A 13,893-nucleotide genomic window follows, 5' to 3' on the forward strand; every position below is an offset into this window, starting at 1 on the left:
AACGTCATTGTGGCGCCATGACGACGCCCCCCCAAACCCTGACCTTCAGATCGCCCGATGAAACCGCAGATTTTGCGACCCGTGTCGGGTATTCGCTCAGTGATGGGGATGTCCTGTTGCTTAGTGGTGCAATCGGCAGCGGCAAGACGCATTTCGCACGCAGCCTCATTCAATCACTTATGCCTGAACCGGAAGATGTGCCGTCACCCACATTCACTTTGGTTCAGACCTATGACACCCCTGCCGGTGAGATCTGGCACTGCGATCTTTATCGGCTGAACGCGTTAGAGGAAGTGGATGAACTGGGTTTGGTCGATGCCTTTGACACAGCAATCTGCCTTGTGGAATGGCCGGAAAAGCTGGGCGCACTAGCCCCTGCCGCTTCGTTAAAGCTGGCCTTCGAAACAAACCCTGACACAGAAGATACCCGCCACGTGTCCTTGTCATGGACCGATCCGAAATGGGTAAAAAAGCTGGAGAGTGCAGGATGACAAACAGGACAGTCCTGGCAGAGGCCCTTATTGCACAAACTCCTTGGGCCGGGGCAACGCGTGCACCACTGGCCGGCGACGCATCGAACCGCCGGTACGAACGTGTTACCGATCCGGTCAGTGGGCGAACGGCTGTCCTGATGGATGCGCCACCAGACAAGGGCGAAAGCGTCGAATCGTTTGTGCGTGTTGCTGAGTATCTGCGTTCGATTGGCCTGAGTGCGCCCGAGATTTACGCAGAAGACGCTGAATATGGATTTCTGCTGCTGGAAGATCTGGGTGATGATCTGTTTGCACGTGTTCTGAAAAAAGACCCGTCCAAAGAACGCCTTTTGTACGAGGCCGCAACAGACGTGTTGCTTCACCTGCATCAGGCCCCATTATTGTCGCTACCGTCCTACGACCCGGCCCTGATGACGGACCTGGCGGCGCTGGCGCTTACGAAATATGCCGCTGGAATTCAGGGCAATGTTGATCAGGACGTTCTGGACCGGTTCGAACTTCGGTTTGCCGATATTCTGCACCGTGAAACCTCTGGGGGCAAAGTTGTCATTCAAAGGGACTATCACGCGGAAAACCTTCTTTGGCTGCCCGAGCGCGACGGCATAAGGCGCGTCGGATTGCTGGATTTCCAATTGGCCATGCTGGGGCACCCCGCCTATGATCTGGTGTCCTTGCTTCAGGACATTCGCCGCGATGTTTCGGTCGGGACAGAAATGCAGATGATCAACCGCTATATTGCAGGGTCAGGTATGGATGATCACGAGTTTCGGACCGCGTACAGCGTATTGGGCGCGCAGCGAAATCTTCGCATCCTTGGCGGTTTTTCGCGGCTGGCAACCGATTACGGCAAGCCGCAATATCTGGACATGATCCCGGCGGTCTGGTCGCACCTCATGCGGGATCTGGAACACCCTGCCCTTGTTTCGGTGGCCTCGCTGTTGCACGACGCTCTGCCCCGACCAACACCTCAGAATTTGGCCAGGCTGTGGCCGCAATGACCGGATCGCCCTTTGCCGTAATGTTGTTTGCCGCCGGGTTTGGCACCCGTATGGGCGCGTTGACCAAGGACCGACCCAAACCGCTGATCGAAGTGTCCGGGTGCCCCCTGATCGACCATGCGCTGGACCTTGTCGACAACCTTGGCCCTGTTCGCACAGTGGCAAACGTGCATTACCACGCCGATCAGCTCGACGCGCATCTCGGGCCTAAAGGCATTCTGATATCGCGGGAGGAGCCGGATATCCTGGAAACCGGCGGCGGGTTGCGCGCAGCCCTGCCATTGCTGGGCACCGACCCTGTGTTCACCCTGAATACCGATGCAATCTGGTCCGGCCCAAATCCATTGAAACTGCTGCAAAACGCATGGGACCCGTCCCGCATGGATGCGCTTTTGATGTGTGTTCCGACTGCGCAGGCCATTGGTCACAACGGGCCGGGTGATTTTACCGCTGATCGGTTGGGGCGGATCACGCGTGGACCCGGATTGGTTTACGGGGGTGCACAGATTCTCAAGACACAAGGGTTGCACGCCTTCTCGCAGCCAGCGTTTTCGTTGAACCTGCTTTGGAACCAGATGCAGGATCAGGGGCGTTTGTTCGGCATCGAGTATCCCGGTCGCTGGTGTGATGTGGGTCACCCCGATGGGATCGCTCTGGCCGAGGATTTGCTGGCAGATGTTTGACCCCGGACCCCTGCCCCGCGTCTTCGCCGTCCCGCCCGGTACGGATTTCCCCAAGGCGTTGGTCGACGGCCTGAGGCGGCGTTGTTCAGGCCCGCCCGAAGCTATGGCGCGGGTGGAACTGGTGTTGAACACGCGGCGTATGGAACGGCGCGTACGTGACCTGTTCAATCAGGGGCCGCCTTGCCTGCTGCCCCGCATCTCTCTGGTTACCGATCTGGGGGACAGTGCTGATCTGGCGCATATTCCACCTGCCATTCCGCCCCTTCGGCGGCGTCTGGAGTTGACACAGCTGGTCGCCAAATTGTTGGAACAACAACCGGATCTGGCCGCGCGGTCGTCGGTTTTTGACCTGTCCGACAGTCTGGCGGCGCTGATTGACGAAATGCAGGGTGAAGGTGTGTCGCCGGACACAATCCGGGGGCTGGATGTCAGCGACATGTCCGGCCATTGGGCGCGGGCTCAGACCTTTATTGGTATCGCAGATCATTTCATTGACACGGGCTCGCAGGTGATGGACGCGCAGGCCCGCCAACGCCGCGTGGTCGAAAACCTGATCGCCCGCTGGCAAACCGATCCCCCCCTGCATCCGGTTATACTGGCCGGGTCGACCGGTTCGCGCGGCACCACGCTGATGCTGATGGACGCCGTCGCGCGCTTGCCGCAAGGGGCGCTGGTACTGCCCGGATACGATTTCGACCAGCCGGATCGCGTTTGGGAAGGGTTGGATGATGCGTTGACTTCGGAAGATCATCCGCAATACCGGTTTCGCAAGCTGATGCACGGGCTGGGCCTGTCACCCGGCCAGATCACCCCCTGGACAGACCTGAACGCCCCCTCGCCTGCCCGTAACCGTCTGGTTTCCCTGGCTTTGCGCCCGGCCCCGATCACCAATGCCTGGATGAGCGAAGGCCCGAAACTGGCTGATCTACTCGGCGCAACCAAAGACCTGACACTGGTCGAGGCGCAATCACCGCGGGACGAGGCTTTGGCCATTGCCCTGCGCCTGCGAAAGGCTGCTGAAACCGGTCAGACCGCCGCCCTGATCACGCCCGATCGCATGTTGACCCGTCAGGTCAGCGCCGCGCTGGATCGGTGGAACATTCTGGCGGATGACAGCGCCGGTTTGCCGCTGCAACTCTCTCCTCCGGGCCGGTTTCTGCGACATGTGGCTGGTCTGTTCACGCGCCGTCTGGAGGGCGAGGCGCTGCTTACCTTGCTAAAACACCCTTTGTGCCATGACGGCAGTGAACGCGGTAACCATTTGCTGCACACGCGTGATCTGGAACTGGACCTGCGCCGCAATGGCCCGCCATTTCCGGATGGCACCAGCCTCACCGCATTTGCAGTACGCAAAGAAGCCCCCGAGGCCTGGGTTCAATGGGTTGTTCACCACTTCTGCGATCAACAGATCGGTGGCGAGTTGGCGCTTTCCGACTGGGTAGATCAGGTCACAACACTGGCCGAGGCGATCTCGGCTGGCAGTGCAGGTGAAACCGGCACGTTGTGGGACAAGAACGCGGGTCAAAAGGCACTGGCAGTGCTGAATTCCCTCAGGGATGAGGCGCAACATGGCGGGCCGATGACAGCCCATGATTTTGCCGATCTTCTGGGCGCGTTGCTTGCAGGGGAAGAGGTCCGCGACCGCGACGCGCCACATCCGCATATCATGATCTGGGGCACACTCGAAGCGCGGGTACAAGGTGCGGACCTGTTGATCCTTGGCGGATTGAACGAAGGCAGTTGGCCAGAAGCTCCGGCTCCTGACCCCTGGCTGAACCGGCAGATGCGTGACAAAGCGGGGTTGTTGCTGCCCGAACGGCGGATTGGCCTGTCGGCGCATGATTTTCAACAGGCCATCAGCGCGCCCGAGGTCTGGCTAACCCGCGCAACCCGCTCGGACGATGCGGAAACGGTGCCGTCCCGTTGGGTGAACCGGCTGACAAACCTGTTGCAAGGCCTGCCTGAGCAGGGTGGCCCCCAAGCGCTGGCCGAAATGCGCGCCCGTGGCCAAAACTGGCTGAATTGGTCCGACGCTCTGGAAGACGCGCCGCGCATTGACCCCGCGCAACGCCCATCCCCGCGCCCGCCAGTTGCCGCGCGTCCACGTCACCTGTCAGTAACGGAAATCAAGCGGCTAATTCGCGATCCTTATGCCATCTATGCCAAGCATGTGCTGCGTTTGAAACCTCTCGACCCGCTTGTCCAGGCACCCGACGCGTTGCTGCGGGGGATCGTAATCCACGAAATCCTCGAACATTTCGTCAAGGATAGCGTGCTCGACAACGCCTTGCTGACGCGTGAGAATTTCCTGAAGCGCGCGCACGCATTGCTGGAGCAGCATGTCGCCTGGCCCACGGCGCGGCACCTGTGGCTTGCGCGACTGGAACGGATCGCAGACGACTTTATCAGCGCCGAACTTTCGCGCCGGGGTGATGGCGGGCCAGTGGCCTTTGAAGCGGCGATGAAGCTGGTGCTGAACCCGCTGGACTTCACCATAACAGGGCGCGCCGACCGGATCGATCACAACAGCCGGGGGGCCTTGCGGATCATCGACTATAAAACCGGCGCGCCTCCGACAGAAAGCCAGCAGTCCAAATTCGACAAGCAATTGCTGATCGAGGCCGCAATGGCCGAGCAGGGCGGTATCGAAGGGCTTGACCCGATGGCGGTGGCAGAGGCGATCTTCATCGGGATGGGTGGTGCCTATAAAGAGGTGCCCGCGCCGCTGCTGAAAGAACCCGCCGACAAGGTTCTAGCCGAGCTGAAAGAGCTGATTTCGGCTTATTTAGAATCTGATCAGGGGTATTCGTCCCGCCGAATGCTACACAAGGATACGGATATCGGTGACTATGATCATCTGGCCAGGTTCGGCGAGTGGGACCGGACAGCCGAAACGCGCCCCGAGGATTTGACATGAGCGCGCGCAACGAAGCAACCGAACGGCAGGTGCAGGCCGCGCGACCAGATGCCTCGACCTGGCTGGCCGCCAATGCGGGGTCTGGAAAGACACGGGTTCTGACCGATCGGGTGGCGCGCCTGCTGCTGGGTGGCGTCCAACCGCAGCACATTCTTTGCCTGACCTATACCAAAGCCGCTGCCAGCGAGATGCAGAACCGGTTGTTTGACCGTCTTGGCAAATGGGCCATGCTGGAAGATGCCAGGCTGCAAAAGGACCTGGCCGAATTGGGCGTGACTGGCACCATCGATTCAGATCGATTGGCCCAAGCGCGCACCCTGTTTGCCCGCGCCATTGAGACGCCGGGTGGCTTGAAGATTCAGACAATTCACTCTTTCTGCGCCTCGTTGCTGCGTCGTTTCCCGCTCGAGGCCGGGGTCAGCCCGCAGTTTTCGGAAATGGAAGACCGTGCGGCAGCTTTGCTAAGGGAAGAAATTGTTGAAGATTTTGCAGAAGGCCCGCAGGCCGGGCTGATCGAAGACGTGGCCCGGTTTGTCACCGATACAGGCTTTGACAAGCTGACTGCGGCGATCACCCAGAAACGCAACCTGTTCGCGCAGCAACTGGATTGGTCTGATCTTCTGCAACGCTTCGAACTGCCCTCGCATTTCGACGATAATGCGTTGTTCCAAAGCGTTTTTCAGGGTGGTGAGGTCCAGCTGATCCAATCAATGCTGCCCGTATTGCTCGAAAGTGGCGGCAATAATGCCAAGGCTGCGGCAAGGCTGGCAGGGTTCACCGACGCACGATTGGCTCACTTGCCCATGCTGGAAGACGTGCTGCTGACCGGAAAAGGCGCAAAAGAACCGTTTACCGCCAAGACCAACGGCTTTCCCACCAAACCCCTTCGCGAAGGTGCGCTGACTGACCGGATGCCTCAACTCGAAGCTCTCATGCTGCGGGTCGAAGCTGCGCGTGAACGCCGACTGGCGCTGGTTGCTGCCCAGAAAACCGCCGTTTTGCACCGCTTTGCCGCTGCATTCCTACCGGAATATGAGCGCTGCAAGCAGTTGCGGGGGTGGCTGGATTTCGACGATCTAATCCTGCGCGCACGTCAGGTTCTGAATGACCCGGCGGTGGCCGAATGGGTGCTGTACCGTCTGGACGGGGGTATCGACCACATTCTTGTCGACGAAGCGCAGGACACCAGCCCCGATCAATGGGATGTGGTGGAAAAACTGGCTCAGGAATTCACCAGCGGGGAAGGGGCCCGATCAGGGGTCGAGCGCACTATCTTTGTTGTCGGCGATAAAAAACAATCGATCTATTCCTTTCAGGGCGCCGACCCGCAAGCCTTTGACCGTATGCAGGAAGAGTTTGACCGGAAACTCTCTGAATCAGGCTCTAAACTGTGGGATTCGACGCTGGAATATTCATTCCGATCCTCCAGCGCGATCTTGTCTCTGGTCGACACGCTTTTTGAAAACCGCGCCGATGCAGGATTTCAGAAGGAAAGTCAGCACCGCGCCTTCAAATCCGATTTGCCCGGTCGGGTTGATCTTTGGCCCATCGTCGAGAAAGTCGAGGACGCGGAAGAAGGGGATTGGACCGATCCGGTGGACCGGCCCGGATCGCGGCATCATACCGTTATTCTGGCCGAACGGGTTGCTGCATCGATCAAGAAAATGATCGATGACGGCGAAACGATCCCTGAAGACGGGGGGACACAGGGCCAGTTTGTTCGACGCAAAGTTCAGCCCGGTGATTTTCTGATCCTGGTGCAACGCCGGTCTGACCTGTTCGCCGAGATCATCCGCGCCTGCAAGGTTGCCGGGCTTCCCATCGCCGGGGCGGACCGGCTGAAAGTGGGTGCCGAACTTGCGGTCAAGGATCTGGCTGCGTTGCTTAGCTTTCTGGCGACGCCCGAAGACAGCCTGTCGCTGGCGACAGTTCTGAAATCCCCTCTGTTCGGATGGTCCGAGCAGCAGCTTTTCGATCTTGCCCATCGGCGGGAGGAGCAATTCCTGTGGGCTGCTTTGCGCAGGCGCGCCGACGATTTCCCCGAAACCCTGGCCGTGCTGAACGATCTGCGCAGTCAAATCGACTTTCTGCGCCCCTATGACCTGATTGAACGCATTCTGACCCGACACGACGGGCGACGAAACCTGTTGGGCCGACTGGGACCCGAGGCTGAGGACGGTATCAATGCCCTGCTATCGCAGGCGTTGGCCTACGAGCGGACGGATATCCCCAGCCTGACTGGATTTCTGGTCTGGATGCAGACCGACGATCTGGAAATCAAACGACAGATAAGCGGGGTCGGAAATATGATCCGGGTGATGACGGTGCACGGCTCGAAGGGGTTGGAGGCTCCGATCGTCATTCTGCCTGATACCGGCAAACGCCAGCCGCCACGCGACGCCGAAATCATGGTGGCAGACGGGACACCCCTGTGGAAGGTTTCGGCAGACCAATCGCCGAACCTGATCACTCGCGCCCGGACAGAGGCGCGCACCCGCGAGGAAAATGAACGGCTTCGCTTACTTTATGTGGCTCTAACAAGGGCTGAAAAGTGGCTGATCGTGTCAGCGGCAGGTGATTTGGGTAAAGATGGCGACAGCTGGTACCAGATGGTCGAAGCGGCGATGGAAAAGGCCGGGGCAACGCAACTGCCTGGTTCAGATAAACGTCGGCTGTCCCATGGCGACTGGGATGGGTTGCCATTGGTCGAGCAGTCACACGCATCGGCCAAACATGCAGAACTGCCCGACATGTTCCTGCACCCCGCACCAGAACCAGTTGTACCGGCGGCCTCTATCAGCCCTTCGGATCTGGGTGGTGCCAAGGCGTTGCCGGGTGACGCTGGTCTGGATGAAGACGCTGCCAAACTGCGCGGAACCCGCGTGCACCTGCTGCTTGAGCATCTGCCCAAAGTCACGCAGAACCACTGGCCAGAGCTTTGTGCCCGCCTGCTGCCCGACATGAGGCACGAGGATCAGAACGCATTGCTGACCGAAGTCACAGGCGTGCTGACATCCGAAAGCCTGCGACACATTTTCACGCCGGACACATTGGCCGAAATACCTGTTACTGCCGACCTGAACGGGCAGCGAATGTATGGGATTGTCGACCGCCTGATCGTGACAGACACCGAAGTCCATGTAATTGATTTCAAATCAAATGCCACCGTTCCGAACCGGGTCGAAGATTGCCCCGAAGGGTTGCTTCGCCAAATGGGCGCGTATGCGCAGGCCCTGTCGCAGATCTATCCAAACCATAAGATACGCACCGCAATCCTTTGGACAAGAACGGCAAATCTTATGTGGCTGCCACACGATCTTGTGACGGATGCCCTGGGCTGCACCCAGATATCTTGACCTTACCTACTGCCGCCCCTACCTTCACAACCCAAGCGCATTTCATTCAGGAGACATAATATGTCGACCGTAGCCGTCACCGACGAAACCTTTGACGCCGAAGTCAAGAACTCGGACGTTCCAGTTGTAGTGGATTTCTGGGCCGAATGGTGCGGACCCTGTAAGCAGATCGGTCCGGCACTGGAAGAGCTGGCCGCCGAATATGGCGGCAAGGTCAAGATCGCTAAGGTGGACGTGGACAACAACCCGAACTCTGCCGCCGCCATGGGCGTGCGCGGCATTCCGGCGCTGTTCATCTTCAAGGACGGTCAGGTTGTATCGAACCGCGCAGGCGCTGCCCCCAAAGCCGCGCTGCAAAGCTGGATCGACGAATCCATCTGATCTGGCGATAACGAATTGTTCGAAAGGCGTCTCAGATCGGGGCGCCTTTTTTGTTGAATCGGCGGGGAAACCAATGGCGAAAACGCGCGTTCTTGTAGAATTCGGGATGGGCACATCCCTGCGCCGAATGGACTATACCGAAGCGTCGCTACGGGCGATCAGGGACGCACTGTGGCACAACTCGGTCAATATGGCCGAACTGTTTGGTTTCCCGAAAGAGGCGATGATCATCGATGCCGAAATCGGCGTGCAGCAGCCGGATCAAGTGGATACCGACGCCCTCAAAGCCGTTTTCCCTTATGGCCAGCCCAACATTACCGTCACAAAGGGTGGGCTGGACATCGAAAAACCGCATGGTGACGGCCACACGGTCATCGCCAACGCTGCACTGATCGTTTCTTTCGACATGGAACCGACGCAATGAGTGAAAAGCGGATCATACTGGAAATGGGCACTGGCAATGACCTTTATGGTCAGGATTATACCAAAGCAGCCCGCCGCGCGGTTCAGGACGCGCTGCATCATTCATCCATCACGCTGTTTTCAAAACTGGGGATCGATCACAACGAAATGCGCGTGCGCGTGACAATCGGCGTTCAGAATCCGGAACAGGTGAATTGCGAGTTGGTTGCTGTCGACTTGCCGCGAGGCCGGGCCGAGGTTCGCGCGGTTAAAGGTGGTATGGATATCGCCGATGAAGAAGCTGGCACTCTGCACGTCATTGCAACTGCCGCGGTCGAGGCCTTTTTACCCGATCTTGCCGGGAAATACGCCCAGGGCTGAGCAACGAAAAAGCCGCTCGGAAATCCGGGCGGCTGGTTCGGTTTGACGATCTGTCGGTTGGATCAGATTTTAGCGATATCCGCGCGGCTCAGACCGATATCGTCCAGCTGCGTGTCGCTGAGTTCCGACAGAAGGTTCCGTGTTTTACGGGCTTCATTCCATGCGACAACATTGTCGAATGCATTGATGAAAACGTCCGCCACGTGCAGGATGGTAGCTGCTCCGAGCGGCGCATGAATATTAGCTGTAGTTGCCATGTGCGCAGTCCTTATTGAAGAAACAGCCGACCCGTCGTCGGTTGTGAGCCTCATCTAGTACCGCTTGGCCGGACTCACAATTGCTGGTCCGGTAACCCCGATTTGCATTTTTTGCATATCTTTTGGGCAGTTTGGCAATGGGTTGCGCCAACAACCGGTCCGGCCCATATATACCGCCAGCAAAAGCGGAGACGATCATGGCAGATAGCGACTTTCCCGGTTGGCACGGCACAACGATTATTGGCGTCAAGAAGGACGGTCATGTCGTCATTGCCGGCGACGGTCAGGTGAGTCTGGGTCAGACGGTGATCAAGGGCACTGCGCGCAAGGTGCGCCGCCTGTCTCCCGGAGGGTTCGAGGTCGTGGCAGGTTTTGCCGGATCGACAGCGGATGCCTTCACATTGCTGGAAAGGCTCGAAGCCAAGCTTGAGGCTACGCCCGGTCAACTGGCCCGCGCCTCGGTTGAACTCGCCAAGGACTGGCGCACCGACAAGTATCTGCAAAAGCTTGAGGCGATGCTGATCGTGACAGACGGCAGGGATCTGCTGGTCATCACCGGGGCAGGGGACGTTCTGGAACCCGAACATAATGTGGCGGCCATCGGTTCGGGAGGCAATTTCGCTCTGGCCGCCGCGCGTGCCATGATGGACAGCGACAAATCCGCAGAAGACATCGCCCGGCAATCCATGGCCATCGCAGCAGATATCTGCGTCTACACCAATGGCAACCTGACGGTTGAGACGATCTCAGGCTAAAAGCGCCTTGATCTCTTTGCCTTTCCATCGGCGGTGCATGCCGACCAGCCCCAGGATCGCTGCAACGATCACGATGTAATAGGGCACGCGGATATCGATGCTCATCAACCCGCCACCGATCAATGACATGATCCCCCCCGCAAGACAGAACACGGCGGTGGCCACGCCCATGGCCCAGCCCTGATCCGCCTCGCTCACGCTTGAGGAGAACAGGCCCAACAGCGTTGGATAGGCGATGCCGAACAGGAAATAGAAGAAAAACACGGGGACATAGCTGAATACACCGCTTGGGCTGAAGGCAAAGGCAAACCCGCAAATGACCATCACCACAAGCGACGTGTAAATGATCGCGTGTTTGCTGAACCTTTCCTGGGCAGGCTTCACCAGGAACGTGCTGGAAAAGGCCAGCGCCACACCGATGACCACCATCGCCACGCTGCCCCCGATGACCCCATACCCGAATGCGCTGGTCAGGAAATTGTCGACAAACACGTAGAATGTGACATTGGCGATCATGAAAAACGAATAAACCGGCAGGATTTTCAGAACCAGTGGGTGTTCGCCAACTGCGATCAGGCTGTCGGTAATATCACGGGGGCGAAACACAAAGGGCTCGCGCCTGGTTCGGGTGTCCTTGAAAAAGAGCAGCACCAGAAATATCGCCACCAGAACCAACACGAACGCGCCATAGAACGGGGTTTTCAACGTGGCAAAGCCGCCGAATAACGCCGAATCCGACAAAACCGCGCCTATGATCGGCCCGCCGACAAGGCCAAAGCTAACACCTGTCACGATGTAGCCCATGTTTCGGTCCCGGTCAGACGCGTCGGTGCTGCCATCGATCATCGCCGCCTGCGCGATGGGCTGATTACCCGCAGTGAACCCGGTAATCGAACGGCCAACGATCAGCAGAAGCAGGTTATTGAGATAAAGCGCCACAATGGTCAACGCATATCCGGCCAGCGCCCCCCCAAGGCAGACCAGCAATGCATTCTTTCGCCCAATCGAGTCAGACACTTTCGAGACATAAACAACGCCCAGAAACCACGACAGGAAAAAGCATCCGATCACCAGACCATAATAAAAATGCCTGCGGCCGACAGGCGTGCTTTCCGGCAGGAAACCGGAGCTCGTTTCCATGATCAGCGAATTGATGATGGGAAAGACCAGACCTTGTCCGATCAGGTCCACGAACACCACGAACAGCAGGGTGATCTTGGCAATTTTCGTCATACACTCGCCCCGTGCTCAAATGCTTTGGGGCGAGTGTAGCAGATATGCGCCGTGTCAGCTAACGACGGATTAGAGGCCGGATGATCCGGCCTCTGTCGTTCAGATTATTTTAGCGACGCAACACCCAGCGGGACGCCAGCGACCTCACACCAGATGTAAACTTCGTTGTAGCCCGAGATGTCCATAGTTGGAGGCACCGCATAAGATTGCTTGCCTTTCAAATTCAGCAGTGCACCCAGCTTAGATGACGGGTCGTATTCGCCATCCTTACCGAATGCCACACGCGGGTCGGGGCCACCGTCCAACGAAAAGTCGTTGCCTAATTCAACGATATAACGATCGCCATCCTTTTTTACTTTGACCGAGCCGCTGGTTTCGTGCTTCGAGCGCCCCTCGAAATGACCCTTTTTCTTGTCACCCCCGGCCAAAGCCGCATTGGTGCCGACCAGAGTCAGAGCCGCGCCAGTGGCAGCCGCGTTCAGAAAAAGTGAACGACGAGTCATCATTTTACGTTCTCCATTAGATAAGTGCGGGCGACTTTGCCCGTTGACGCAGACTATGCGCAGCAAATATCTGTGTGGCGATTAACATCACCTCGAATTTCCGTGTTCGGTTCGTGTGTTGGCGTGAGTTTTTTGTGATCAGCTTGTGTTTTCGCAGCTTATGATTAGGTTCCGGTGCGAAACAAACGGATAGAACACATATGACCGACCTGACCCCGCGCGAGATTGTCTCGGAACTGGATCGTTTCATTATCGGGCAAAAGGATGCCAAGCGCGCCGTGGCCGTTGCACTGCGCAACCGCTGGCGCCGCAAGCAGTTGCCGGACGATATTCGCGAAGAGGTGTATCCAAAGAACATCCTGATGATCGGCCCCACCGGTGTCGGCAAAACCGAGATCAGCCGCCGTCTGGCCAAGCTTGCGCGCGCACCCTTTATCAAGGTCGAAGCCACGAAGTTCACCGAGGTTGGCTATGTCGGTCGCGACGTGGAACAGATCATCCGCGATCTGGCCGATGCCGCCATTCTGCAAACTCGGGAATTCATGCGCGAAGATGTCAAGGCCAAAGCCTATCAGGCCGCCGAAGACCGCGTGATTGACGCCATCGCTGGTACGGATGCCCGTGAAGGCACACGAGAGATGTTCCGCAAAAAGCTCAAGTCGGGTGAGCTGGATGAGACGGTCATTGAACTGGACGTCGCGGACAGTTCAAACCCAATGCCGATGTTCGATATTCCGGGACAGCCTGGCGGTCAGATGGGGATGATGAATCTGGGCGATATCTTCGGTAAGGCGTTTGCCGGGCGCACTGTCAGGAAACGTCTTACTGTCGCCGAAAGCTATGACGTGCTGATTGGGGAAGAGGCCGACAAGCTGCTGGACGATGAGACGGTCACCCGCACCGCATTGGAATCGGTGGAGCAGAATGGCATCGTTTTTCTGGACGAGATTGACAAGGTCTGCGCCCGCACAGAAGCACGTGGTGGTGATGTAAGTCGCGAAGGTGTGCAGCGCGACCTGCTGCCCCTGATCGAAGGCACAACCGTCTCGACAAAACACGGTCCGGTGAAAACCGACCACATCCTGTTCATCGCATCCGGTGCGTTCCATATCGCCAAACCGTCAGACCTCCTGCCCGAGTTGCAGGGCCGTCTGCCCATCCGGGTAGAGCTGCGCGCGCTGACCGAAGAAGATTTCGTGCGCATCCTGACCGAAACCGACAACGCACTGACCCGTCAGTATACGGCCCTTATGGCCACCGAAGAGGTCACTGTTGGGTTTACCGAAGACGGTATTGCCGCCTTGGCACGGATCGCAGCCGAGGTGAACCAGAGCATTGAAAACATTGGTGCGCGGCGACTTTATACCGTCATGGAGCGGGTCTTCGAAGAGCTGTCATTCACTGCACCAGACCAGGCCGGAACAGAAATAACTGTCGACGCACAATTCGTGGACGACAATCTGGGTGAATTGACCAAATCAGCAGACCTGAGCCGGTATGTCTTGTAGCAATTCGGATCCGATACTGCCGCTT

At 58.0% G+C, this 13,893-nt stretch carries 13 protein-coding genes; 10 read left to right on the forward strand and 3 right to left on the reverse strand.

The window, feature by feature from the left end; translation table 11 throughout:
• Positions 1-17 precede the first annotated feature (17 nt).
• From tsaE to ACR3E2_RS12735, 8 genes are all read left to right on the forward strand, one after another.
• Positions 18-491: a tRNA (adenosine(37)-N6)-threonylcarbamoyltransferase complex ATPase subunit type 1 TsaE gene (tsaE, locus tag ACR3E2_RS12700; RefSeq protein ID WP_480482597.1), complete on the forward strand. Its 474-nt coding sequence runs from the start codon at positions 18-20 to the stop codon at positions 489-491.
• Positions 488-1,492 (forward strand): aminoglycoside phosphotransferase family protein, encoded by a 1,005-nt coding sequence (locus tag ACR3E2_RS12705; protein WP_480482595.1) that lies wholly within the window; start codon positions 488-490, stop codon positions 1,490-1,492. The genes tsaE and ACR3E2_RS12705 overlap by 4 nt, the downstream gene beginning before the upstream one ends.
• Positions 1,489-2,175, forward strand: a complete 687-nt coding sequence (locus tag ACR3E2_RS12710) for a nucleotidyltransferase family protein (RefSeq protein ID WP_480482593.1) — start codon at positions 1,489-1,491, stop codon at positions 2,173-2,175. The genes ACR3E2_RS12705 and ACR3E2_RS12710 overlap by 4 nt, the downstream gene beginning before the upstream one ends.
• The gene (gene addB, locus ACR3E2_RS12715) at positions 2,168-5,092 is read left to right on the forward strand and encodes a double-strand break repair protein AddB (protein WP_480482591.1); all 2,925 of its coding nucleotides are present in this window, start codon (positions 2,168-2,170) and stop codon (positions 5,090-5,092) included. Before ACR3E2_RS12710 ends, addB begins: the two co-directional genes overlap by 8 nt.
• Entirely contained in the window at positions 5,089-8,448 is a 3,360-nt protein-coding gene (addA, locus tag ACR3E2_RS12720; protein WP_480482589.1) for a double-strand break repair helicase AddA, read from the forward strand. The genes addB and addA overlap by 4 nt, the downstream gene beginning before the upstream one ends.
• Before the next feature lie 60 nt (positions 8,449-8,508).
• Positions 8,509-8,829 carry a thioredoxin gene (gene trxA, locus ACR3E2_RS12725; protein WP_209505247.1) on the forward strand — a complete coding sequence of 107 codons (321 nt, stop codon included), beginning with the start codon at positions 8,509-8,511 and terminating at the stop codon, positions 8,827-8,829.
• A 73-nt stretch (positions 8,830-8,902) separates the two neighbouring features.
• Positions 8,903-9,253, forward strand: a complete 351-nt coding sequence (locus ACR3E2_RS12730; RefSeq protein WP_209598521.1) for a Lin0512 family protein — start codon at positions 8,903-8,905, stop codon at positions 9,251-9,253.
• The gene (locus ACR3E2_RS12735; protein ID WP_480482586.1) at positions 9,250-9,612 is read left to right on the forward strand and encodes a Lin0512 family protein; all 363 of its coding nucleotides are present in this window, start codon (positions 9,250-9,252) and stop codon (positions 9,610-9,612) included. The genes ACR3E2_RS12730 and ACR3E2_RS12735 overlap by 4 nt, the downstream gene beginning before the upstream one ends.
• Before the next feature lie 62 nt (positions 9,613-9,674).
• Here ACR3E2_RS12735 and ACR3E2_RS12740 read toward each other — a convergent pair whose 3' ends face one another.
• Positions 9,675-9,869: a DUF1127 domain-containing protein gene (locus ACR3E2_RS12740; protein WP_209505251.1), complete on the reverse strand. Its 195-nt coding sequence runs from the start codon at positions 9,867-9,869 to the stop codon at positions 9,675-9,677.
• A gap of 197 nt (positions 9,870-10,066) precedes the next feature.
• On the opposite strand from ACR3E2_RS12740, the gene hslV reads away from it, so the two are divergent.
• Complete coding sequence (hslV, locus tag ACR3E2_RS12745; protein ID WP_480482584.1) at positions 10,067-10,624, forward strand: ATP-dependent protease subunit HslV; 558 nt, start codon at positions 10,067-10,069, stop codon at positions 10,622-10,624.
• On the opposite strand, the gene ACR3E2_RS12750 is transcribed toward hslV, so the two are convergent.
• Both ACR3E2_RS12750 and ACR3E2_RS12755 read right to left on the reverse strand, forming a co-directional pair.
• Positions 10,616-11,857, reverse strand: coding sequence for an MFS transporter (locus tag ACR3E2_RS12750; RefSeq protein ID WP_480482582.1), 1,242 nt, complete (start codon positions 11,855-11,857; stop codon positions 10,616-10,618). The genes hslV and ACR3E2_RS12750 overlap by 9 nt on opposite strands.
• Positions 11,858-11,961: 104 nt before the next feature.
• Positions 11,962-12,360: a DM13 domain-containing protein gene (locus ACR3E2_RS12755; protein WP_480492781.1), complete on the reverse strand. Its 399-nt coding sequence runs from the start codon at positions 12,358-12,360 to the stop codon at positions 11,962-11,964.
• A 200-nt stretch (positions 12,361-12,560) separates the two neighbouring features.
• Here ACR3E2_RS12755 and hslU point away from each other — a divergent pair, with 200 nt between their 5' ends.
• Positions 12,561-13,868: an ATP-dependent protease ATPase subunit HslU gene (hslU, locus tag ACR3E2_RS12760; RefSeq protein ID WP_480482578.1), complete on the forward strand. Its 1,308-nt coding sequence runs from the start codon at positions 12,561-12,563 to the stop codon at positions 13,866-13,868.
• Positions 13,869-13,893: the final 25 nt, after the last annotated feature.

It is taken from the genome of Ruegeria sp. AL7 (assembly GCF_056536105.1).